Annotated in this window: 18 protein-coding genes and 2 rRNA genes (1 of these 20 cut by a window edge); 10 read left to right on the top strand and 10 right to left on the bottom strand. The window is 66.9% G+C overall.

Going from position 1 to position 22,029, the window contains the following annotated elements:
• Positions 1-59: 59 nt before the first annotated feature.
• The 3 genes from K6142_RS12205 to K6142_RS12195 form a co-directional block, all read right to left on the bottom strand.
• Complete coding sequence (locus tag K6142_RS12205) at positions 60-1,115, bottom strand: glucokinase (RefSeq protein WP_190246019.1); 1,056 nt, start codon at positions 1,113-1,115, stop codon at positions 60-62.
• A 124-nt stretch (positions 1,116-1,239) separates the two neighbouring features.
• On the bottom strand, positions 1,240-1,590 hold the full coding sequence (locus K6142_RS12200) for a PilZ domain-containing protein (protein ID WP_190246018.1): 351 nt from the start codon (positions 1,588-1,590) through the stop codon (positions 1,240-1,242).
• Positions 1,591-1,861: 271 nt separating this feature from the next.
• On the bottom strand, positions 1,862-2,641 hold the full coding sequence (locus K6142_RS12195) for a hypothetical protein (RefSeq protein ID WP_190246017.1): 780 nt from the start codon (positions 2,639-2,641) through the stop codon (positions 1,862-1,864).
• Between the two features lie 155 nt (positions 2,642-2,796).
• On the opposite strand from K6142_RS12195, the gene K6142_RS12190 reads away from it, so the two are divergent.
• The gene (locus tag K6142_RS12190) at positions 2,797-3,468 is read left to right on the top strand and encodes a CinA family protein (protein ID WP_190246016.1); all 672 of its coding nucleotides are present in this window, start codon (positions 2,797-2,799) and stop codon (positions 3,466-3,468) included.
• A 140-nt stretch (positions 3,469-3,608) separates the two neighbouring features.
• A complete protein-coding gene (gene thpR / locus K6142_RS12185; protein ID WP_223380862.1) occupies positions 3,609-4,424 on the top strand; it encodes an RNA 2',3'-cyclic phosphodiesterase in 816 nt (271 codons plus the stop codon).
• Between the two features lie 291 nt (positions 4,425-4,715).
• On the opposite strand, the gene K6142_RS12180 is transcribed toward thpR, so the two are convergent.
• The gene (locus K6142_RS12180) at positions 4,716-5,252 is read right to left on the bottom strand and encodes a hypothetical protein (RefSeq protein ID WP_223290439.1); all 537 of its coding nucleotides are present in this window, start codon (positions 5,250-5,252) and stop codon (positions 4,716-4,718) included.
• A gap of 285 nt (positions 5,253-5,537) precedes the next feature.
• Here K6142_RS12180 and K6142_RS12175 point away from each other — a divergent pair, with 285 nt between their 5' ends.
• A complete protein-coding gene (locus K6142_RS12175; protein ID WP_012612052.1) occupies positions 5,538-5,981 on the top strand; it encodes a universal stress protein in 444 nt (147 codons plus the stop codon).
• A gap of 355 nt (positions 5,982-6,336) precedes the next feature.
• Here K6142_RS12175 and K6142_RS12170 read toward each other — a convergent pair whose 3' ends face one another.
• The gene (locus K6142_RS12170) at positions 6,337-7,695 is read right to left on the bottom strand and encodes an NAD(P)/FAD-dependent oxidoreductase (protein ID WP_190245665.1); all 1,359 of its coding nucleotides are present in this window, start codon (positions 7,693-7,695) and stop codon (positions 6,337-6,339) included.
• A gap of 549 nt (positions 7,696-8,244) precedes the next feature.
• On the opposite strand from K6142_RS12170, the gene hisC reads away from it, so the two are divergent.
• Positions 8,245-9,408 (top strand): histidinol-phosphate transaminase, encoded by a 1,164-nt coding sequence (hisC, locus tag K6142_RS12165; protein ID WP_190245664.1) that lies wholly within the window; start codon positions 8,245-8,247, stop codon positions 9,406-9,408.
• 76 nt (positions 9,409-9,484) lie between these two features.
• Positions 9,485-10,144 (top strand): (d)CMP kinase, encoded by a 660-nt coding sequence (gene cmk, locus K6142_RS12160; RefSeq protein ID WP_012612055.1) that lies wholly within the window; start codon positions 9,485-9,487, stop codon positions 10,142-10,144.
• A 380-nt stretch (positions 10,145-10,524) separates the two neighbouring features.
• On the opposite strand, the gene uraA is transcribed toward cmk, so the two are convergent.
• The gene (uraA, locus tag K6142_RS12155) at positions 10,525-11,811 is read right to left on the bottom strand and encodes a uracil permease (protein ID WP_190245663.1); all 1,287 of its coding nucleotides are present in this window, start codon (positions 11,809-11,811) and stop codon (positions 10,525-10,527) included.
• A 224-nt stretch (positions 11,812-12,035) separates the two neighbouring features.
• Positions 12,036-12,662 (bottom strand): uracil phosphoribosyltransferase, encoded by a 627-nt coding sequence (gene upp, locus K6142_RS12150; protein ID WP_012612057.1) that lies wholly within the window; start codon positions 12,660-12,662, stop codon positions 12,036-12,038.
• Between the two features lie 109 nt (positions 12,663-12,771).
• On the opposite strand from upp, the gene K6142_RS12145 reads away from it, so the two are divergent.
• The 5 genes from K6142_RS12145 (at position 12,772) to K6142_RS12125 (ending at position 17,924) form a co-directional block, all read left to right on the top strand.
• The gene (locus tag K6142_RS12145) at positions 12,772-14,448 is read left to right on the top strand and encodes a dephospho-CoA kinase (RefSeq protein WP_190245662.1); all 1,677 of its coding nucleotides are present in this window, start codon (positions 12,772-12,774) and stop codon (positions 14,446-14,448) included.
• Positions 14,449-14,459: 11 nt separating this feature from the next.
• Positions 14,460-15,203, top strand: coding sequence for a rhomboid family intramembrane serine protease (locus K6142_RS12140; protein WP_190245661.1), 744 nt, complete (start codon positions 14,460-14,462; stop codon positions 15,201-15,203).
• Between the two features lie 386 nt (positions 15,204-15,589).
• Positions 15,590-16,378 (top strand): ABC transporter ATP-binding protein, encoded by a 789-nt coding sequence (locus K6142_RS12135; protein ID WP_012612060.1) that lies wholly within the window; start codon positions 15,590-15,592, stop codon positions 16,376-16,378.
• Positions 16,379-16,380: 2 nt separating this feature from the next.
• A complete protein-coding gene (locus tag K6142_RS12130; protein ID WP_190245660.1) occupies positions 16,381-17,547 on the top strand; it encodes a SufB/SufD family protein in 1,167 nt (388 codons plus the stop codon).
• Between the two features lie 89 nt (positions 17,548-17,636).
• Entirely contained in the window at positions 17,637-17,924 is a 288-nt protein-coding gene (locus K6142_RS12125) for a YciI family protein (RefSeq protein WP_190245659.1), read from the top strand.
• A gap of 236 nt (positions 17,925-18,160) precedes the next feature.
• Here the strand turns inward: K6142_RS12125 and K6142_RS12120 are convergent, their stop codons facing one another.
• The 3 genes from K6142_RS12120 to K6142_RS12110 form a co-directional block, all read right to left on the bottom strand.
• Positions 18,161-19,969 carry a methyl-accepting chemotaxis protein gene (locus tag K6142_RS12120; RefSeq protein WP_190245658.1) on the bottom strand — a complete coding sequence of 603 codons (1,809 nt, stop codon included), beginning with the start codon at positions 19,967-19,969 and terminating at the stop codon, positions 18,161-18,163.
• Between the two features lie 402 nt (positions 19,970-20,371).
• Positions 20,372-20,486 (bottom strand): 5S ribosomal RNA (rrf, locus tag K6142_RS12115).
• A 103-nt stretch (positions 20,487-20,589) separates the two neighbouring features.
• Positions 20,590-22,029, bottom strand: a 23S ribosomal RNA gene (locus K6142_RS12110); it runs 1,488 nt beyond the window's last position.

Raw genomic sequence — 22,029 nt, 5'->3', positions numbered from 1 at the left:
CGCCCAGTTCGGGGGGGTGGCCGATTCAGCGTGCCGCCCAGTTCAGGGGGCTGGCCGGTTCAGTGGGTGGGCCGATGCAGGGCACCATACAGGGCCGCGCCCAGCAGCCCGGCGTCGGGACTGCGCACCAGACGCACGGGTACCGCGCGCAGCAGGTCGGCATGGGTATCGCTTTGGCGAAAGGCTTCGGCAAAGGCCGGGTGCGTCACCAGCGCGGGCGTGGCCGCCGCCACCCCGCCGGAGATGAACAGCCCCCCCAGGGCCAGGGTTTCCAGCACGTAGTCGCGGCAGACACGGCCATAGAAGCGGGCGAACCATGACAGTATCCGGGACAGGACGTGAGGCAGGGCATGGTCGGCATCGGCCCCGTGTTCTCCGGTCGCAAGGCGGGCCGCCACCTCGGCGGGTTCCAGCCACTGCCCGGTGTGAAAGGCGTGCAGCAGGCGCAGGCCGGGGCCGGACACCACCAGGTCGCCGATGACCTGCCGCCCGGTGTGGGCACGCACGAACGCGGCAAAGGCCATCTCCCGCTCGTCCGTGAAGGGGAACAGGGCGTGCCCCCCTTCGGAGGGCAGAACGCGGGGCGGCATGCCGTCACCGGACGCGGGCAGCAGCAGGCACTTGCCAAGGCCCGTGCCCGCGCCCACCACGGCAATGGGAGCGTCCGGCACGGGATGCCCGTCCAGCACGTCCAGCATGTTCAGCACGTCCGGCGCATCCGGCTCGTCCGGCGCCGCCGAGCGCAGGCAGGCGTAGGCCTGGGCCACGAAATCGTTGATGAGCAGTACCGGGGGCAAGGGCGGCATGCCCGGCGCATGCAACGCCGGGTCGTCCAGATCCACCGCCCAGGGGATGTTGGGCGGGGTGCAGCGCCGCCCGCCGCGCACCGGTCCGGCCACGGCCAGCACCAGCAGCGCCGGGGACGTGAACAGCCCCGGCTCTTCGGCGGCGGCACGGCGCAGCAGATCGGCAAAGGACGCCGTACCCGCCGTGGGCAGGCGCACCGCGCACAGGCGGTCCTGCGGGCGCGGCACGTGGCCGCGCGCCAGCCCGCCCGTCTCGTACAGGGCAAAGCGGCTGTTGGTGCCGCCTATGTCCGCCGCCAGTACGCGCATGCGCCGTTCTCCTTCCGTGCGGGGTGGCCGCGCGGGTCGCTCGTTCCGGTCCTTCGGGTGCGGAGGCAAGCAGGACGTCCCGGAGCGACCCGGAGCGGCCCGGACGCCCCGACGCACGCCGCCGTTACGTCAGGCCGGTGAGCGCCCGCAAAAAGACGCTGGCCTCGGACGACACCGCCGAAAAGCTCAGCCGCACGTCGTTGCCGGTACCGCGCACCACGCGGGCGGGCAGGCCCATTTCCTCGCCCCGGGCGTTCTGCACGAACAGCGTGCACACGGTGCCCTCGGGAAACTTGCCGCGCACGGCGCATCGCGCGCCGGTAAGGCTGACGTCCCAGGTCATAACCGAAAAGCCGTACCCGGAAATCTCTATGCGCCCCTTGTACCGTCCGGCCACGCGGGCGGCGCGCCTGCGCTCGCCCCCGGTCTTGGCGGCGGGTGCGGCGCTTGCGGCATCCTGCTGTTTCGCTTCCATCGGTTTCCCCTCCTGCATGGCATCGCAAGGTACGGCCCTGCACCCGGCGTGCCTTCTGATGTGCGTCGGACGCACGGCCTGCCCCATTTCGGGCCATGCGTCCCAGTCCGTGATATCACAACAACCCGCCCCATCGCCGGACAGCCCGCCGGAAGATCGGGCCAACCGCATGTCAGGCTGGCCCGATGTCAGCCGGAGCCATCCGGACATCTCATCGGGCGTCGGGCGTCGGGCATACCTGCGTCAGGCCAGGGGATGCCCGCGAAAAACGTCATTCCTGTGCCTGCTCCACGCGCGCCAGTGCTGCGGCTGCCCGGTCCCGCCGTTCACTCCAGATGCGCCGCGCCAGGGCACGCAGGCTGCGCGCGGCGGCAGCGGGTGGCGGCAGTTCCGGCAGGTCCGGCAACTGGGGCACGCTCTCGTCCAGGCGGGGCAGGGCCAGCGTGGCGTCCAGAGCGCACGAATATCCTTCCATGCCGCTGCCCGCCACTTTCATCCTTTCCTGCCCTTCCACGTCCAATGCACGGGCCATGCCCAGCACGCACGAGGGCGAATGGTCGCTGTTGGCCTTGGCCACCATGCGATTGATCTCCGCCGCCCACAGCCGGTACCGCCGATGGCCCAGCTTGCGTACCTTGCCCGGCCTTCCCGGTATGGTGGCGGCAGCGCCGTTGACATAGTCGTCGAAAGCGCGCCAGGTGTCCTCGTATACTTCCAGCAGCAGCTTTTCATACTGGCCGGAACGGGTCCATGCAAAGGGCATGTCGCGATGCGGGCAGACGGCGGTGCCGTCCACCAGGCGCATGAAATCCACGGGCACCCCCAGAGCGTGCCACAGCTGTTCGGCCATGTCCGGCCCGGTGAGCAGGTCCGCCAGCCACCCGGCGTGACACAAGGCACGCTGGGCGGCCCGGCGCAGTTCCTCCTCGCGCGAGCGGAACAGTTCCATCTCGTCATCCACGGCCTTGCGGGCGGAAAAGAAGGTCTCAGCCATTTCACTGAGCACTTCGTCCTGCAAGGCCGAAACCATTTCCTCTCGCTGGTCGGTCATTGCGTCTCCATGACTGCTGGTCGACCCACAGAGTAGCAGCGCGGGCAGCCCGTAGCAAGCACGCCACTTGCCGGAACCGTTTCCTCGGTGATAGCCGGGCGGCAGGGGCGGCGCATGTCGTGCCGCCCGCAGCATGCCCACGCACCGGAGACCAGATGCCTGCCACGCCGCACGCCCCCCACAACGCCCCCTGCCCGCTGCATCCTGCCGATGCCGCCCGGCCCAAGCCGTCCACCCCATCGGGCACGTCCGGCTCATCGGGCGCATCCGGATTATCGGGCATATCGGGCATGTCGGGCACGCCAGTTCCCCCGCCTTCCGACGACGCGCACGCCCGCGTCCGGCTGCTGGGCCAGCGCCTGACGGCATTGGGGGCCACCCTGTCCACGGCGGAATCGTGTACCGGCGGGCTCATTGCGGCCCGCTGCACCGAAGTGCCCGGCAGTTCCGCGTGGTTCACCGGCGGCGTGGTGGCCTATGCCAACGAGGTGAAACGCGACGTGCTGGGCGTGGCCCCGGACCTGCTGGCCGCCCACGGCGCGGTGAGCGGGCCGGTGGTGCGGGCCATGGCCACCGGGGTGCGCCGCCTGACCGGTACCCGCTTTGCCGTGGCCGTATCCGGCGTGGCCGGACCCGATGGCGGCACACCGGAAAAGCCCGTGGGCACGGTGTGGGTGGCCGTGGCCGACGGCGAAAACGTGCAGGCCGAACGCTTTCTGTTTTCGGGCGACAGGGCCGCCGTGCGCAGCGCCACGGTGGATGCGGCCCTGGACATGCTGCTGGCCATGCTCCCAGTCATGACGCCAACCATGCCACAGGACGCTTAGCCGGGCACCTGCCAGACAGCACCCGGACACCGCCCCGTCAGTCAGCCAGCCGGGCAGCCAGCCGGGCAGCCAGCCGGACAGCCAGCCGGACAGCCAGCCGGACGCCAGTGTCGGCAACAGGCCATGAACAAGGACGCGCCATGAGTGGTAACAGGCGAACCGGGCCGGGAAAGGCCCACCACAGAGCCTCCCTCGTTTCGGACACGCCCGGCGCGCAAACGCAGGGCACGGTCCGCTGTTTCGTGGGGTTGCCGCTGCCCCCGCAATGGCAGGACCGGCTGGCCGCGCTGCGCGACGATCTGCATGCGGCCTGCGCCACCGCCGATACAACCGGCCCCGTCACGCGCGACCCGGCCCCGATGCGGCTGACGGCACTGGCCGCCCTGCTGCCCCGCCTGCACTGGACGCCCCCCGGCAACTGGCACCTGACCCTGCGCTTTCTGGGCGGCGTGCCCGCCCCCCGCTGCGACGAGGTGGCGGGCGCGCTGCGGACCATCAGTTTTGCGCCCCTGCAACTGGCCGTGGGCAAGGCCGAGGTGTTCCCGGCCAGGGGTGACCCGCGCGTACTGTGGCTGGGGTTGGCGCAAGGCGCGCCGGAATGCGCGGCCCTGGCCACGGCGGTCAACGCGGCGCTGGTGCCGTTGGGGTTTGCGCCGGAGGACCGCCCCTTTGCCCCGCACCTTACGCTGGCCCGGCTGCGCGAGGCCCGGCGCGAAGGCGGGCAGCGCCATGCCGCCCCGCCCGGCGGCGAATCGGCCTCCCCGCCTGCCCGGCCTTCTTCCCATGCGGCAACGGACGCGCGCGATGCCCTGCTGGCGGCCATCAACACCCGCATCAGCCGCGCCGCATCGCCGTGGCCCGTCTGCACCGTGCGCGAAATGGTGCTGTGGCGCAGCGATCCTGGCGGTGGCCGCCCGGTGTACACCCCACTGGCGGTGCTGCCCGCGCGGGGCTGATTCCCCTGTGCCTTCAGATGAAAGAGCGGATGCGAGTGCCCTTTCCCCCGGTACTCCTCCGGAACAGGGTGCAGCGCGGCTCACTCCCCTTTCGGTGTCGCTTGTTTGAATTCCTTTCTTTCCGGCTGCTTCTTCCCTTCCATCCCCGCAAGAAATGAAAAACGCCGCACCCGAAGGTGCGGCGTTCATGCCGCTGTGCCATGCCCTGCTCCGCCGGAGCGGAATCGGGCATGTCGTCAAGGCGAATCAGGTTTTTCCGCTGGGGAAACCCGCGAAAAAAGATGATGCGCCCTACGAGGCGTAATCGCCCCTGTTGAACTTGAACTTCTCCGTGGCGGCCATCACTTCGAGTTCGTTGACCACGGCCGCGAGCCCTTCGTGGTCGGAAAGGTTGGGCATGTTCTGCTTCAGGTCGCGCAGCGAGTTGTCGATGCCTTGCAGCATCGAATAGGCGCCGCGCAGCCCGCCTGTGGACGCGCCCTGCCCCAGTTCGCGGGCGTAGGCATCCCAGTTGTTCAGCAGACCGTCCAGTTGCTCCATGGCCTGGTCGAGGCCGGTCGAATCCGAGACGGCGTCAACGCCGTCAACGCCGTCCGGGGCCGAAACCATGAGCAGCGGGTCGATGCCCGCGGCCCCCGGCGGCACCACCGACGCAGCGGACTGCGCCGATTCGGTTCCGCCCAGCTCCTGCGAGAGCAACGCGCCGAAGTCGCCGACGGCATTGGCGCCGCCGGTGTTCTTTCGTTGCGTCGACTCCTGCCGTTGCAGGGCCTCCAGTTGTTCCGTGCCGATCTTCATGACGTCCCCCATGTCAGGGATGTAGCGCATGTCGTGCATGCAGGGTACGCCCGTGGCCAAGCAAGAACCCTGCCATGGGGCCAGCGCACACAACACGTTGAAATTTCAAGGGCACACCCGCATCAACGGGAGCCGCAACGGCGCGCAAGGCGGGAAAAAGCTGCCGGGCGGCACGGCTTGCCCATGTGCGGACACTACGCATCAAATCGACCCTTGTCTATTTCGCCCTCAAAGCATACTGTAAGTATACGAAGAGGTTCAGACTGCCACCATGCCCCGCGAGGGGCACGGAACCCGTAACCTGGGAGAAACACCATGAAGGACTTCAAGAAGATTCTCTGCGCGGTGGACTTTTCCGAGCACAGCAAGGATGTCGCCGACTATGCAGCCTCTCTCGCCAAGCTGACCGGCGGGTCGGTGGTGGTGCTGTACGCCGCCCCCTCGCTCAGCCAGTACGTGGGCTTCCACGTGCCGCCGAACTCCATCGAGAACTTCGTGGGCGAAATCGTTTCCGGCGCTGAAAAGGCCATGGAATCGTTCGTGGCCGAAAACTTCCCGGGCATCAAGGCCGAGGGCCGCATCGTCACCGGCTATGCGGCGGAAGAAATCCTGGGCATCGCGGACAAGGAAGGCGCGGACGTGATCATCATGGGCACCCATGGCCGCAAGGGCCTGGACCGCATCCTGTTCGGCTCCGTGGCGGAAAAGGTGGTCAAGAGCGCCCGCCAGCCGGTGCTGACCATCCGTCCTTCGGCGTAGCTTCGGGTGCCGCCCGGTTTCGGGCAGTGCAGAGCCGCAGGAAAACCGGCGCATGCCGGGGGGCCGGGTGCCACGGCACCCATTTCAGCAACGATATATGGACGAACGGGGGCCGTCGCGAACAGTTCGCGGCGGCCCTTTCCGGTTCTCGATTTACTGCTTCCCAACTGGCCGCTTTCTCAACTGGCCGCATCGTACCCCGGACACGCCGGACAGCGGTCACGCCGGTCCGCCACCATGGTGACCACGATCATGCCGGACGGGACTCATGCCGGGTATCCGCCCCACCGCGTTCGACCATCGCGCCTGTCCATTGCGCCTGTCCATTGCGTCCCCCCACCGCGTCCTCCAGACGCTACGCCCCGGCGGAATCTCCGGTTTTCGCGGCATCGGGCTCCGCCTCGGGCGGCGCCTCGCACACCGCGTCGTCCATGGCCACGCGCGGCAGGATGAGCCGCACCGAACGCTCGAAAAACAGATAGTCCCACGCCCAGTTCACCAGCACGAACAGCCTGTTGCGGAAGCCGATCAGATAGGCAAGGTGCACGAACAGCCACAGCACCCACGCCCACAGCCCGGAAAAGGCAAACCGCCCCAGCCGCACCACCGCCGCCTGCCGCCCGATGGTGGCCATGGCCCCCTTGTCGCGGTAGCGGAAGGGTTTGGCCGTGCCGCCCTTGAGCAGGCGCAGCACGTTGGCCGCCGCGTGGCGGCCCTGCTGGGTGGCGTTGGGGGCGATCATGGGCGGGTTCTGCCCATCCGGCAGCGCAAGGTCGCCCACCACCTGGATTTCCGGGTGACCGTCCACCTGCAGGGTGGGCAGCACGGGTACACGCCCACCCCGCCCCACGGGCAGGCCCATGGCGGCGGCCACGTCGTGCCCGCGCACCCCGGCGGTCCAGGCCACGGTGCAGGTGGCGATGCGCAGGCCGTCGCCCAGGCGCACGTCGGTGGGGCCCACCTCGGCCACCCCGGCCCGGGTGCGCACCTCCACGCCCATCAGGGCCAGCCTGTCGCGGGCATAGGTGCGCAACTGCTCGGGAAAGCCGGTCAGCAGGCCGTCCGCCGCTTCCAGCAGCACGATGCGCGGGGGCGTCTTACCCGCCAGTTCCGGAAAGTCGCGCGCCAGCGGGGTGCGCACCAGTTCCGCCAGCGCCCCGGCAAATTCCACCCCGGTGGGGCCGCCGCCCACCACGGTGAAGGTCAGCAGCGCGGCGCGCCGGGCCGGATCTTCGGTCAGGCTGGCCCGCTCGAAGCAGGCCAGGATGTGGTTGCGCAGGCGCACCGCATCTTCCAGCGATTTCAGGGTATAGGCATTTTCCGCCGCGCCCGGCACCCCGAAGAACGAGGTAAGGCTGCCCGGCGCCAGGATGAGATGGTCGTAGGGAATATCCGGCCCGTCGGTGTGCAGCACCCGCCGGGCCGTATCCACCCCGCGCACGTCCGCCAGCGCCACGCTGACCCTCTGCTGCCCCCGGAACACCCCGCGCAGGGGATAGGCGATCTGCTCCGGCTCTATCTCCGCCGCCGCCACCTGATACAGCAACGGCAGGAAGGTATGGTAGTTGTTGCGGTCCACCAGCACCACGTCCACCCGGCCCGAACGCGCCAGACGCCGCGCCGCCCACAGCCCGCCGAAGCCGCCCCCCACGATGACCACGCGGGGCCTGCCGGCGCCGCGCGCAAACCTGTCCGTATCGTTGCCGCCGATCATGTCCGCCTCCGTATGTGCTGTCCCGCGTGCGGTTGCAGGCGTGTCCGCGCAGTTTCGCAGACCGTGAGCCCACGGCCCCGCAGTTCCGCAGTTCCTGTGCCTGCGCACCCGCGAACACTGAACCGGCCGCGCACGGGCACGCGGCCATCCTTCACGATATACGCACCCGACAGGCGGCGGCAAGGGGCAATGGGCGGACATGGAGTGCGCAAGGGCTCGCAAGGACTGGCAGGGGGGGGGCACGAAGTGGCCCGAGGCGGCCCGAGGCGGCCCGCAATAGCCCGCAGTAGCCCGCAGTAGCCCGCAGTAGCAAGGTCACGCCCGGCGCCGGGTGGTGCAAGACGGCCCGCCCGCAAAGTGGGCAAGACCTGCACCACACCAATATATCGCACCACACAGCGCCCCACCGCCTACTGCCCCCTTTAACAGTGCGCCCGTGCGCCCCACCGCCCCTTGCGCAGTGCGGGCGCCTTGGACTATCTGAGGGGTCTTCCGCGACGGCGGGCGCACCCCGCCCCGCCACGCCCCAACGAAGGAGCATGTTGCCCCATGTGTGCCGACAAAACAGCCAGCGCAGGGGCCCCCACGGGGCTTCCGCTGGCCTCGCCCAGCGCCGTGCGTCCCGAGGTGTGCGGGTTCAAGCCGTACACCCCCGGCCTGTCCATCGACGAAATCCGCGACAGGTACGGCCTTGCCCACGTCATCAAGCTGGCCAGCAACGAAAATCCGCTGGGCACCTCGCCCGTGGTGCAGCATGCCCTGCGCCACAAGGCGGACCTGGCCTTCCGCTATGCCCAGTCGGGCAACCCGCGCCTGACGGCGGCCATCGCCGCGCATCACGGCGTGCCTGCGGAACGCGTGGTGGCGGGCAACGGCTCGGACGAGATCATCGACCTCATCGTGCGGGTGCGGGCCGTGCCCGGCGTGCACAACGTGGTGGCGTTCAACCCGTGCTTCAGCATCTATGAACTGCAAACCCGGCTTGCGGGGGTGGAGTTCCGGCAGGCGCCGCTGGCGGCGGACTTTTCCTTCGACTGGGACGGCCTGATGGCGCTGGTGGACGATGCCACCGCCGTGGTCTTCGTGACCACGCCGGACAACCCCTCCGGCTTCTGCCCACCCGTGGCCGACCTGGAGCGGCTGGCCCGCGCCCTGCCCTCCGGCTGCCTGCTGGTGGTGGACGAGGCGTACATGGACTTCTGCGGCGACGAGTCGGCCCACTCGCTACTGGCCCGCATTGACGAATTCCCCAATCTGGCCGTGCTGCGCACCTTTTCCAAAAGCTTCGGCCTGGCCGGGTTGCGCCTGGGCTACGGCATCCTGCCCGTGCAACTGGCCGACTACCTGCGCCGGGTGCGGCTGCCGTTCAGCGTGAACATCCTGGCCGAAGAGGCCGGGCTGGCCGCGCTGGCGGACGACGTGTTCCGCGCCGAAACCCTGCGGGTGACCAGCGAGGGGCGCGCGGCGCTGACGGCTGGGCTGACCGCGCTGGGCTGTCACGTGTACCCCAGCAAGGCCAACTTCGTGATGTTCCGCCCGGCTCCGACCTGCAAGAGCGCGGCGCACCTGTTCGAGGAACTGCTGCGGCGCGGCATCATCATCCGCCCGCTGAAAAGCTATGGCCTGCCCGACCTGTTGCGCGTCAGCGTGGGCAGCCCGGACGAGAACGCGGCGTTCCTGAAGGCTGCCGGGGAGATCATGGCCCATGTCTGATACGTGTCGCGCCTGTTCCTGCGCGGGCAAAGGCATTCCCGCCAACGCTTCGCCCACCGCTTCCCCCTCCGTACCGGTGGTCACGCTGGACGGCCCGGCGGGCGTGGGCAAGACCACCCTGGCCAAACGGCTGGCCGACGCGCTGGGCGTGGCCTATCTGGATACCGGGGCCATGTTCCGCACCCTGGCCTGGAAGCTGGGTCCCGGCGCGCACGAACTGCCGGAAGGCGACCTGCGCGCCCGGCTGGAAGGCTTCTGCTTTGCGCTGTCCGGCGCGGGCGGGGCCTCCGTGCTGTCCTGCAACGGCGTGCCCGTGGGCGAGGAAATCCGCACCGAGGAAGTGGCCGCGCTGGCCTCGCGCATCGCCACCCTGCCGGTGGTGCGGGAACGGCTGAAGGCCGCGCAGCAGGCGCTGGGGGCCTCGTGCGCCCTGGTGGTGGAAGGCCGCGACATGGGCACCGTGGTGTTTCCCACGGCGCGCCACAAGTTCTTTCTGGACGCCACGCCAGAGGAACGCGCCCGCCGCCGCTGCCAGCAACTGGAAGCGCAGGGCCAGCCCGCCGACCTTGCCACCATCGCCGCCCAGATCCGCGAGCGCGACGACATGGACCGCAACCGCGCCGTGGCCCCGCTGCGTGCCGCCGACGACGCCGAGACGGTGGACACCACCACCCTGGACATCGACGGCGTGTTCGCGGAACTGACCCGGCACATCACCGCGCGCGGCGGGCTGTAGACCACCCGCTCGCTCCCTTGCTCAAATGACGCGGCCCGCGCTTCCCGAGAAGCGCGGGCCGTTTCATTTCAAGGACAGTTTTCACACTGCCTCCGGCGGACAAACGGCTGCCGCGCGTTGCGATCGCCATCCGTAATGCTCGAAGACTCGCATAACGGCTGCCGTGCGTTGCACTCAGGTTTCGGCGTAACCGTGGATAAACATACAAACCATGATGCCGTGAATACACCTCTCTACCTCCACAAAAAAACATCCCCGCCGCGTTACCGCGACAGGGATGCAACGAACCAAATGAAAAGTTTGCGGGAGGGTTGGGGGCTCGGGGGAAGGGAGGGGGCTTTTCAAAGCCCCCTCCCTTCCCCCGATTATCCTCAATACTCTTACAAATCCGTTTGCGAACTCGCCACACCGCTGCGATCAAGCACATGGAAGATCAGCGACAGGATCATGCCCACCACGGTGGCGAGGGCCATGCCCTTGAGCTGCACCGAGCCCACCTGCACGGGCACGCCGCTGATGCCGGTGATGAACACGATGGCGGTCAGGGTGAGGTTGGCGGGCTTGGAGTAGTCCACGCGCGACTCCACCAGCATGCGGATGCCCGAGGCGGCGATGACGCCGAACAGCAGGATGCAGATGCCGCCCATGACCGGGGTGGGGATGGACTGGATGAGCGCGGACAGCTTGCCCACGAAGGCCAGCAGGATGGAGATGACGGCGGCGCCGCCGATGACCCACACCGAGTACACGCGGGTGATGGCCATGACGCCGATGTTTTCGCCGTAGGTGGTGGTGGGCACGGAACCGAAGAAGCCGGACAGCACGGTGGACACGCCGTCGCCCATGAGCGAGCGGTGCAGGCCGGGGTCGCGGGTCAGGTCGCGCTGCACGATGTTGCCGGTGACCACCAGATGGCCGATGTGCTCGGAAATGACCACCAGCGCGGCGGGGATGATGATCAGGATGGTGTTGATGTCGAACTTGGGCACGTACACGGTGGGGGTTGCCAGCACGGGGGCGGCGGCCACGCCCGCGAAGTTCACGGCGCCAAGGGCCATGGACACCGCGTAGCCCACGGCAATGCCGGTCAGCACGGGGATGATGGCCATGAAGCCCCGGAACAGCACCGAACCGAAGGCCACGGTGAGCAGGGTGGCCATGGAGATGATGATGGCGGTGGAATTGTACACGCCGTTGGCGTCAGGCATGACGCCCGCCATGCCGGTGGCCACCCCGGCCAGCTCAAGGCCGATCAGGGCCACGATGGGCCCCATCGTGGCGGGGGGCAGCACCACGCCGATCCATTCCGGGCCGAACTTCCAGATGATCAGGGCCACGGTGATGAAGATGCAGCCGGAGGCGATGAACCCGCCCAGCGCGTAGGAGTAGTTGGCGCCCCACATGGCCTGGTCCGCGCCCAGCACCACGAACACCGGCGACAGGAAGGCGAAGCTGGAGCCGAGGAAGGCCGGGGCCTTGCCCTTGCAGAGCACCAGGTAGATCAGGGTGCCGATGCCGTTCATCAGCAGCACGATGGCCGGGTCGATCTTGAACAGGGTGGGCACCAGAACGGACGCCCCGAACATTGCGAAAAGGTGCTGGAAGCTCAGGGGAATACCCTGAAGAAACGGAACCTTTTCCTCCACCTGGATGGTCTTTCTGGCCATTGCCCTCTCCGAAAAGTGCTGATGTGGTGTGTGCATGCGCGCGGCGCGCGGGCGCGGGGCCGTTGCGCGGCGCGGTTCGGGCAACCGCCCTGCCGCCTTGCGGAAAACCTGGGTCCGTGCGGCGCGCCCCCGTTGCCGGGGTCGTGCCGCAGGGGACGACGGGGAGCGGCGAGGCCCCCCGTAAAAAGGGGCGGGACATTTGCTGTCCCGCCCCGTGGTGCGCCCTATTTGGTGCCGAATATCTTGTCGCCCGCATCACCAAGGCCGGGCAGGATGTAACCGTGCTCGTTGAGCCGTTCGTCCACGGCCGCCACGTAGATGTCCACGTCGGGGTGACGGTCCACGACCTTCTTGATGCCTTCCGGCGCGGCCACCAGGAACAGGCCCTTGATCTGCGGGCAGCCCGCTTCCTTCAACAGGTCGATGGTGGCGTTCAGGGTGCCGCCGGTGGCCAGCATGGGGTCGATGATGATGGCCATGCGCTCTTCGATGTTCTTGGCCAGCTTCACGTAGTACTTGACCGGCTCAAGGGTTTCCTCGTTGCGGAACATGCCCACAACGCTCACCTTGGCGCCGGGAATCATGTCCAGCAGGCCGTCCAGCATGCCAAGGCCCGCGCGCAGGATGGGCACCACGGTGATCTTCTTGCCGCGGATCTGGTCCACCTCGACAGGCCCGGCCCACCCCTGTATGGTAACCTTCTCCGTTTCGAGGTCCTTGGTGGCCTCGTAGGTAAGCAGGCGGCATATTTCGTTGGAAATGGCCCGGAACTCGCTTACCGGCACGTCGTGCTGGCGCAGGATGCCCAGCTTGTGCTTGACCAACGGATGATTCACCACGGTAACGGCCACGATAGGTCTCCTTGTCTGTCTCGGTGTGCGGGGGCGCTTGCCCCCCAAACGCACAGGTTGTAAAAAACACGCCCCCGTCGGTCAAGCGAAAGCATAACCGTTGCCAAACATGTCGAATTTACCCCACCCTCAGGCTGAAACGCGCACCCACTCCTTCACCGTCGCCCCCGAACACGCCGGGCAGCGGCTGGACCGCTTTCTGGGCGACGCCATGGCCGAACAGCGCGAAAGGGACGGCCACGGCGATGCCGTCTCGCGCGAGAAGGTCAAGCGGGCCATCCGCGACGGCGCGGCCACAGTGCAGGGCCGCGCGTGCACCGTGCCCAACACCCGCGTGGAGCCGGGCCAGACGGTAACCCTCACGCTGGCCGTGCCCGCCGCCAAGGTAACCCCCGAAGACGGCGATCTGGCCGTGCTGTACCGCGATGCGGCCATCGCCGTGCTGGACAAGCCCGCAGGGCTCACCGTGCACCCCTGCCCCAGCTGCCCGGAAGGCACGCTGGTGCACCGGCTGGTGCGCCACTTTCCCGAACTGGCCGCGCAGGAGGGCTTTCGCCCCGGCATCGTGCACCGCATCGACAAGGACACCAGCGGCCTTCTTCTGGTGGCCCTGACAGAGGCCGTGCGGCTGGAACTGTCACGCGCCTTTGCAGAGCGGCAGGTGCACAAGGAATATCTGGCTCTGGTGCACGGCGTGCCCAAGGCACAGGGCGAACTGGAGGCCCCCATTGGCCGCCACCCGCTGCACAAGGTGAAGATGGCCGTGGTGCCGGAAAACCGCGGCGGCAAGCCCGCCCGATCGGCATGGCGGGTGCTGCTGGCGGACCCGGACGGACGCTTTGCCCTGGTGGCGGTGCGCATCTTCACCGGACGTACGCATCAGATACGGGTGCACATGGCCCACCTGGGCCACCCCCTGTGGCAGGACGCGGTGTACGGCCCGTCGGAAGCCGTGCCGCCCGCAGCGGGCGAACTGCCGGACTTTCCCTCGCGCCAGATGCTGCACGCCTGGCGCCTGTCGTTCCGGCATCCGGAAACGGACAGGGACATGCACTTCACCTGCCCGCCCCCGCCGGACTTCGCCGCGCTGGCCCTGCGCCTGTCGCGGCGCATGCAGCGGGTGGTGGTGACCGGCTCGCCGGGTTGCGGCAAGTCGGCCCTTGTGCGCCAGTTGGGCGAGGCGGGCCTGCCGGTGTGGAGCGCCGACGCGGCCGTGGCCCGACTGTACGAGCCGGGCTGCGGCGGGCATCATCTGCTGCGGGGACGCTACGGCGACCGCTTCGTGCCCGACCCCGCCGGACCGGTGGACAAGCGCGCCCTGTTCGCGGCCATGCAGGCGGACGCCGCCCTGCGCCGCGAGGTGGAAGACATGATCCACCCCCTGGCCCGGCACGACATGGACGCATTCTTCGCGCAGGCCGAAGCCTCGGGTGCGCCCGTGGCCGTGGCCGAGGTGCCGCTGTTCCTGGAGGCGGGCTGGAAGGCGGGCACGCAGCCGAACATCCTGCCGAATATCCTCCTTGTCGGCGTGCACTGCCCCTTCGCCGAGCGTGCCCGCAGGCTGGAAACGCATCGCGGCTGGCCGCCGGACATGATCGCCGCCATGGAGGCCTGGCAATGGCCGGAGGCGGACAAGATGCGCGCCTGCCACCTTGTGGTGGACAATTCCGGCACGCCGGAAGACCTGACCCGCCGGGCACGCGGCCTGTTGGCCGAACTGGCCCGCCTGCGCGCAGCGCGCGATGCCCGCGCCGCCGACCACCTTGCCTCGCTGTGGCAGGCATGAGACGCTAGCGCATGTTCCCCCTGCGCGACACCATTCCCCGCGTGCACACCCCCTGGGCGGTGTGGTGCATTCTTGCCGCCAACCTGGCCATATTCCTGTGGCAACAGACGCTGACGCCCGGCGAAACCCTGCGCCTGTTCCACTTCATGGGGGTGGTGCCCGCCCGCTTCGCCCACCCGGACTGGGCGCTGACCTCCGGCTACCCGCCGGGGGGTTTCATCGCCTTTGTCGCGCACATGTTCCTGCACGGCGGCTGGGGCCACTTTCTGGTGAACATGTGGACGCTGTGGATCTTCGGCGACAACATCGAAGACGTCATGGGGCCGGTGCGCTTCACGATATTCTACCTGACCTGCGGGCTGGCGGCGCTGCTGACGCACATGGTCTTTTCCGCCTCGTCCACGGTGCCGGTGGTTGGGGCGTCCGGGGCCATCGCCGGGGTGCTGGGCGGGTACTTCCTGCTGTATCCGCACGCGCGGGTCACCACGCTGGTGCCGCTGCTGTTCATCCCGCTGATCTTCGACCTGCCCGCCGTGGTCTACCTGGGCATCTGGTTCGTCACGCAGCTGCTGTCGGGTCTGTCATCCCTGGGCAGCGACGGCGCGGGCATCGCCTGGTGGGCGCACCTGGGCGGCTTCGTGGCCGGGTTCGTGCTGCTGCCGCTGTTCCGCCAGAAGGGGCGCTGCTACTACTGCCATTTTCCGGAGGGCCGGGGCCGGGGCGTCATCCGGGCGCCGCACGATCCCGAGGCATAGCGGCACGGCTGCCCCCTCCCGTTCCGCACATCCTGACGCCCTGCCGGTAGTGGCGGTTGCCGCGCCGCCGATCGGACGTCCACCCTGCCCGCCCTCGCCCCCTAGCCCCCTCGCCCCCTCCTGGCACCGTCGCCGCTCCCGCCTTTCCGCCCGCCTTTCCGCCGACCTTTCCGCACTGTTGCGAGTGCTTCCTCACGTTTTCCGCAGGGTTCCTCGCATTGACTTACCGGGGGGTATGCCGCATAAGTTTCGGGCTGCCGCGCGGCGGCTCGCGCCGTTTTCGCCCGCCCCGCCTTCCCGTCGCCACTGCAAACGGGGCAAGGGGCAACAAGGACGGGCGCCCGCACCGGGCCGCGCATCGCGCAAAACATCGCAAGGGGTCCATCATGCTCGAAATACGCGACCTGCACGTCTGCATCGGCGACGTAGAGGTTCTGAAAGGCATCGATCTCAAGATAGAAGCCGGCGAGACCTTCATCCTGTTCGGTCCCAACGGCTCCGGCAAGACCACCCTGCTCATGACCCTCATGGGCTTCGCCAACTATACCGTCACCCAGGGCCAGATACTCTTCAAGGGGCAGGACATCACCCATGCCCCCATGTACGAGCGCGCCCGCCTCGGCATCGGCATGTCGTTCCAGCGCCCGCCCACCATCCACGGCCTGAAGACCGGACTGCTGGTGAACATGTGCGCGCGTGGCCGCGAGATCGACGTGGAAGACCTGGCGCGCAAGGTGAATTTCGACAGGTTCCTGGAGCGCGACGTCAACGCCGGGTTCTCCGGCGGCGAGATCAAGCGGTCCGAAATGCTCCAGCTCATGGCCCAGCGGCCCGACCTGGTGCTGTTCGACGAGCCGGAATCTGGCGTTGACCTCGAGAACATGGCCCTCATCGGCCAGACTGCCCGCCAGTTGCTGGACGGCATGCCCCCGGCGTCCTGCTCGATGAAGCAGCAGAAGGCCCGCTGCAAGACCTCCGGCCTGATAATCACCCACACCGGCTACATTCTCGAATACGTCAACGCCGACCGCGGCCAGGTGATGTACGACGGGCACCTGTGCTGCGAGGCGCGGCCCCGCGACATCCTCGACCACGTCAGCAAGTACGGCTACCAGGAATGCCTGCGCTGTCTCGACAGCGACACTTCGCTCGGCCAGATCAAGGAGGCGCTGTAGCCATGGCTTTCAAGAACGTAGACCTTACGCGCTACAGCTTCGAAGGGGCGCAGGCAGACACCATCCCCGACCTTTCCACGCTGGACGAATTCGACCGCAAGCGGCTGCTGTACGCGGGCATCGACGTGAATGCCAAGGAACGCAGCGGCTCGTTCATGCACATGAACCACAGCGGCGTGCACTGCCAGTCCACCCAGGAAGGCCTGGAACTGATGGACATCAAGCAGGCCCTCAAGACCTATGACGGCCTGCCGCAGTACTTCTGGAAGATGGTGGACCCCAACCGCGACGAATACACCCGCGCGGCGGCGGAACACCTGCACGGCGGCTACTTCATCCGCGCCCGCAAGGGGGCCAGGATCGAAGCGCCCGTGCAGTCGTGCCTGTTCATCAAGGGCAATGGCGTGGGCCAGAACGTGCACAACGTGGTCATCGTGGAAGAAGGCGCGGAGATGCACATCATCACCGGCTGCGCCACTGCCCACGGCACGCGAGAGGCGGCGCACCTGGGCATTTCCGAATTCTTCGTGCACAAGGGCGGCAAGCTCACCTTCACCATGATCCACAACTGGGGCGAAGACACGGCGGTGCGTCCGCGTTCCGCCGGCATGCTCGAGGAAGACGCGGTGCTGGTGAACAACTACGTGCTGCTCAAGCCCGTGAAGGACTTGCAGATGTACCCCACCCTCACCCTTGCCGGGCGCGGGTCGGTGGCGCGGTTCAACTCGGTCATCGTGGCGCCGGAAGGCTCGTACGTGGATACGGGCAACCGCATCCTGCTCAACGCGCCCGACACCCGCGGCGAAATCATCGCCCGCACCCTGACCACCGGCGGCACCATCATCAACCGGGGGCACATCGGCGCCTACCAGGTGCCCGCGCGCGGCCACCTGGAGTGCAAGGGGCTGATCCTGGGCAACGGCGTCATCCATGCCATTCCGGAACTGGAAGGCACCGTGGACGGCGTGGAACTGTCCCACGAGGCCGCCGTCGGCAAGATCGCGCAGGAAGAGATCGAATACCTCATGGCGCGCGGCCTGGACGAGGACGAAGCCACCTCGACCATCGTGCGCGGCTTCCTGAACGTGGACATCATGGGCCTGCCCCGCGAACTGGAACAGGCCGTGGAAGACCAGATCAACCAGTTGGACGCCAGCGACGCCATGTAGGCGACAGGCGCCACACCACGCACGCACCTCGGGCCCGGACGCAGCATGCTCCGGGCCCGGTTCTTTGCAGGCCAACGCAAGGAGCAGCCATGTTCATCGTCTCGCTTGTCTACGTGAAGCCGCTGGACCAGGTGGATGCCCTGCTGGACGCCCATGTGGCCTGGCTGCGTGAGGGTTACGCGGCCGGTGTCTTTCTGGCATCCGGACGCAAGACGCCCCGAACCGGCGGAATCATCCTGGCATCCGGCGACAGGGCCAGCCTGGACGCCTGGCTGGAGCGCGACCCGTTTCGCGTGGCCGGGGTGGCAACCTGCGCGGTGACCGAATTCACCGCGTCCATGACCGCCCCAGCGCTTGCAGCGCTGCAAGGACTGTAGCCGCGCCGGTATGCCAATCAAAATCACCCGAATCGCGGGGGGGGGCTCTGTTTCAGTCGCTGCGCGCCCTCAACCGGCTAACGCCATAAAACGAAAAACGCCCCGTCATGCGGGGCGCTTTCGTCATGAAACAATGTCGAACCCATGAACGGATCCGGATACGGCTCCCGTGTACGGGGCCTGGCCCGGCGCAACCGGACCCTCGGCCGTCAACGCATCGCCCGGCAACGCATCGGCTATCCGGCCTTGCGCTGCAACTCCGTCACCAGCCCGCGCAGTTGTTCGGCCATGCGCCCCAGGTCACGGATTTCCTTGTCCTCTTCGGTAACCAGTCGCCCATTGTCACGGGCAATCCCGTCCACCTGCGCAAGGCTGCGGGTAATCTGCTCCGACGCGGCGGACTGCTGCTCTGCCGCCGCGGCAATGGCCTGCACCTGCCCGGTGACGCGCACGGCCATATCCAGAATGCCGCGCAGCACTTCGCCGGAATCGGCGGAACGGCGCTCCGCCAGTTCCATGGCCCGCAGCGAATCGTCCATGCTGCGGGCGTTGGCCTCGGTCAGCGACTGGATGCCCTTGATGGTCTCTCCCACCTCGCGGGTGGCGTTCATGGTCTTTTCGGCCAGCTTGCGCACCTCGTCGGCCACCACGGCGAATCCGCGCCCGGCATCACCGGCGCGGGCCGCCTCGATGGCGGCATTGAGGGCCAGCAGGTTGGTCTGGTCCGCAATGTCGTTGATGACGCTCATGACCGTGCCGATGGCCTCGGACTGGCCGCCCAGCCTGCGCATGTTCTCGTGCAGACTTTCGGCAAGCTGGCGCAGTTCGCCCATGGCGTCCATGGTGGCGGTAACGGCCTCGGCCCCCTGGCGGGCCCGCTCGCGCGAGGCTTCCGTCTCGCGGGCGGCATCGGCGGCGCTGCGGGCCACGTCCATGACCGAGGCGTTCATCTGCTCCATGGCGGTGGCGGTTTCAGCCACGCGGGTGGTCTGCGAGCGCGAGCCCTCGGACAGCGTGGCCGAGCGGCTGGCCAGTTCGCGCGCGGACACGCCAAGGTCCTCGGTCATGCGCTGCAGGCGTGCAGCCGCCTCCAGCATGCCCTCCTTGGAGGCCATGGCGGCGCGGGCCTGCTCATCGGCATTGCGGGCGGCCTCGCTGGCGCTTTCGGCCAGGCGACGGGCCTCGTTCTGCTGGGCGCTCATGCGCTCGATATTGCCGCGCAGGGTGGTGACCATCACATCCAGGGCCGACTGCAAGGCGGAGACCTCGTCCTCGCCCTCCACGGCGATGTGACGGTCAAGATCACCCGCCGCGATGTCCTGCGCGGTGCGGGTGGCCTCGCGCAGCGGCAGCACGATGGAGCGGGCCAGCAGATAGGCCACCGGCAGACCCACCAGGAGCAGCAGGCCCAACACGACGGCGTATGTGTACAACACCTCGCGGGTGCGCACCTGCTCCATCGAAGCGGCCACCTGCGCTTCGGCAGCCTGGATATTGTCAAGGTAGATGCCCGTACCCACCCAGAAGGGAGTGCCGGGAATGCTTTCGGCATAGCCCAGCTTGGGCTGGTCGCCCATGCCCGGCTTGGGGAACACGAAGGTCACGAAGCCGCCCCCGGCAGATGCCACGCGGGACAGCTCGCGCACGTAGTACTTGCCCTCGCGGTCCTTGGTGTCGCCCAGGTCCTTGCCCACCAGTTGTTTCTGCACGGGGTGCGCGGCGCTCACCGTACCCTTGTAGACGTAGAAGTAACCGGACTGGTCCGCGTCAAAACGCACCCGCTCGATCCCCCTGGCAATGACGGACCGCTGCTCTTCCTCGCCAAGCCCTGTTGCAAGATCACCAAGGGACACAGCCAGCGAGTGGGTCAGCGCCTGAATGCGGTTTTTCTCGGCCGAAAGCATGGTCTCTTTGGCCGTGGCGATGCCCGCCCCGGCAATGTGGTCCGCCACCTGATACAACCCCATGGCCATTCCTGCCAGAAACAGGGTCATGATGGCGAACAGGGCATAGATGCGTTTGGCGATGGTAAACTTGCGGAACATGTTCCCCCCAAGGCAACCGACGAAGGATGAAATAAAGGGCCGCCATGAGGCGGCCAAGCGTTCGTGCGCACAGGCAGTTACTATGTTACCAACCTAAGCGTTGCGCCCCGCTCTGGCAATGAGTGATATCCCTACCTTTTATCAGTAGACACTTGCATACGCACCGCTGCAAGGCTGCTCAAGCCTGTGTGATTCGCCCCGGTGCCACTCCGAATCACACACCAGGCCTGAAAGTGCGCCACGTTCGGGCCCTGTCCTCTCGGTGTCGCCGCCCTCGATAATGACACCCGCCCGGCGTCCGGGCTCATGCCCGTTAAACGCACGAAGGCCCCGGTGATTTCTCACCGGGGCCTTTCGCGTGATGGGTAGGGATGCGATTTCTCGTATCCCTGTGAAAATAAGTGCTGGCATCGGCCTACTTTCCCACGCAAGAGTACGCAGTATCATCGGCGATGGAGGGCTTAACTTCCGAGTTCGGAATGGGATCGGGTGTACCCCCTCCTCCATGGACACCAGCACAAATTTCTGGTCACCGTCCGGCAAGGCTGGCTATTTTGCGCCGCCACATCGGCCGGGACCGAAAGTTGTAATCAAACAGGGTGGAAAGGAAGTGTAGAGAAGAAAACAAGGCGCACGGGCTATTAGTACTGGTCAGCTGAATGCGTCACCGCATGTATACCTCCAGCCTATCAACCGGGTTGTCTACCCGGGCCCTTCAGCTCCGAAGAGAGGGAGACCTTATCTTGAGGCAGGCTTCCCGCTTAGATGCTTTCAGCGGTTATCCCTTCCGCACATAGCTACCCTGCTGTGCCACTGGCGTGACAACAGGACCACCAGGGGTGCGTCCATCCCGGTCCTCTCGTACTAGGGACAGGCCCTCTCAAGTCTCCTACGCCCACAGAAGATAGGGACCAAACTGTCTCACGACGTTTTAAACCCAGCTCGCGTACCACTTTAAACGGCGAACAGCCGTACCCTTGGGACCTGCTTCAGCCCCAGGATGTGATGAGCCGACATCGAGGTGCCAAACCGCGCCGTCGATATGAACTCTTGGGCGCGATCAGCCTGTTATCCCCGGCGTACCTTTTATCCAATGAGCGATGGCCCTTCCATGCGGAACCACCGGATCACTAACGCCGACTTTCGTCCCTGCTCGACATGTCTGTCTTGCAGTCAAGCTCCCTTATGCGTTTGCACTCGACGCCTGGTTTCCGATCAGGCTGAGGGAACCTTTGCGTGCCTCCGTTATTGTTTGGGAGGCGACCGCCCCAGTCAAACTACCCACCAGACACTGTCTCCACCCCGGGTAACGGGTATGGATTAGAGCCTTAGACTTGCAAGGGTGGTATTTCAACGGTGGCTCCCCCCATACTGGCGTACAGGGTTCACAGCCTCCCACCTATCCTACACATGCAAGCCCAAAACCCAATGTCAAGCTATAGTAAAGGTGCACAGGGTCTTTCCGTCTTTCTGCGGGTACACGGCATTTTCACCGCGACTTCAATTTCACCGAGTCTCTGGCCGAGACAGTAGGGAGATCGTTACGCCATTCGTGCAGGTCGGAACTTACCCGACAAGGAATTTCGCTACCTTAGGACCGTTATAGTTACGGCCGCCGTTTACCGGGGCTTCGATTCAAAGCTTCGCTTGCGCTGACCTCTCCTCTTAACCTTCCGGCACCGGGCAGGCGTCAGTCCCTATACGTCGTCTTGCGACTTAGCAGAGACCTATGTTTTTAGTAAACAGTCGCCACCCTCATTTCTCTGCGGCTCTCGTGGGCTTAGAGAGTAAATCCTTCACCCATAAGAGCACCCCTTCTTCCGAAGTTACGGGGTTATTTTGCCGAGTTCCTTGGCCAGAGTTCTCTCGAGCGCCTTGGGTTATTCACCCCACCCACCTGTGTTGGTTTCCGGTACGGTTCGCACGCGCTAAACTTAGGAGCTTTTCTAGGCAGTAGAGGCTCAACAGCTTCAGACCTTGCGGTCACGGACTCGCGTCTCGGCCTTAAAGAGGGCGGATTTGCCTACCCTCAAGCCTACCTGCTTGCACCGGCTAAGCCA

Source organism: Nitratidesulfovibrio sp. SRB-5 (assembly GCF_019931275.1).
Taxonomy (GTDB): Bacteria; Desulfobacterota; Desulfovibrionia; order Desulfovibrionales; family Desulfovibrionaceae; genus Cupidesulfovibrio.
Note: the sequence above shows the minus strand (reverse complement) of the source record. Positions and strands in the feature narration are given on the sequence as shown.

Excerpts from the sequence above, each read along its gene's own strand:
- K6142_RS12205 (WP_190246019.1), bottom strand. The coding sequence starts at position 1,115 with ATGCGCGTACTGGCGGCGGACATAGGCGGCACCAACAGCCGCTTTGCC.
- K6142_RS12200 (WP_190246018.1), bottom strand. The coding sequence starts at position 1,590 with ATGGAAGCGAAACAGCAGGATGCCGCAAGCGCCGCACCCGCCGCCAAG.
- K6142_RS12195 (WP_190246017.1), bottom strand. The coding sequence starts at position 2,641 with ATGACCGACCAGCGAGAGGAAATGGTTTCGGCCTTGCAGGACGAAGTG.
- K6142_RS12190 (WP_190246016.1), top strand. The coding sequence starts at position 2,797 with ATGCCTGCCACGCCGCACGCCCCCCACAACGCCCCCTGCCCGCTGCAT.
- thpR (WP_223380862.1), top strand. The coding sequence starts at position 3,609 with ATGAGTGGTAACAGGCGAACCGGGCCGGGAAAGGCCCACCACAGAGCC.
- K6142_RS12180 (WP_223290439.1), bottom strand. The coding sequence starts at position 5,252 with ATGCGCTACATCCCTGACATGGGGGACGTCATGAAGATCGGCACGGAA.
- K6142_RS12175 (WP_012612052.1), top strand. The coding sequence starts at position 5,538 with ATGAAGGACTTCAAGAAGATTCTCTGCGCGGTGGACTTTTCCGAGCAC.
- K6142_RS12170 (WP_190245665.1), bottom strand. The coding sequence starts at position 7,695 with ATGATCGGCGGCAACGATACGGACAGGTTTGCGCGCGGCGCCGGCAGG.
- hisC (WP_190245664.1), top strand. The coding sequence starts at position 8,245 with ATGTGTGCCGACAAAACAGCCAGCGCAGGGGCCCCCACGGGGCTTCCG.
- uraA (WP_190245663.1), bottom strand. The coding sequence starts at position 11,811 with ATGGCCAGAAAGACCATCCAGGTGGAGGAAAAGGTTCCGTTTCTTCAG.
- K6142_RS12145 (WP_190245662.1), top strand. The coding sequence starts at position 12,772 with ATGTCGAATTTACCCCACCCTCAGGCTGAAACGCGCACCCACTCCTTC.
- K6142_RS12140 (WP_190245661.1), top strand. The coding sequence starts at position 14,460 with ATGTTCCCCCTGCGCGACACCATTCCCCGCGTGCACACCCCCTGGGCG.
- K6142_RS12135 (WP_012612060.1), top strand. The coding sequence starts at position 15,590 with ATGCTCGAAATACGCGACCTGCACGTCTGCATCGGCGACGTAGAGGTT.
- K6142_RS12130 (WP_190245660.1), top strand. The coding sequence starts at position 16,381 with ATGGCTTTCAAGAACGTAGACCTTACGCGCTACAGCTTCGAAGGGGCG.
- K6142_RS12125 (WP_190245659.1), top strand. The coding sequence starts at position 17,637 with ATGTTCATCGTCTCGCTTGTCTACGTGAAGCCGCTGGACCAGGTGGAT.
- K6142_RS12120 (WP_190245658.1), bottom strand. The coding sequence starts at position 19,969 with ATGTTCCGCAAGTTTACCATCGCCAAACGCATCTATGCCCTGTTCGCC.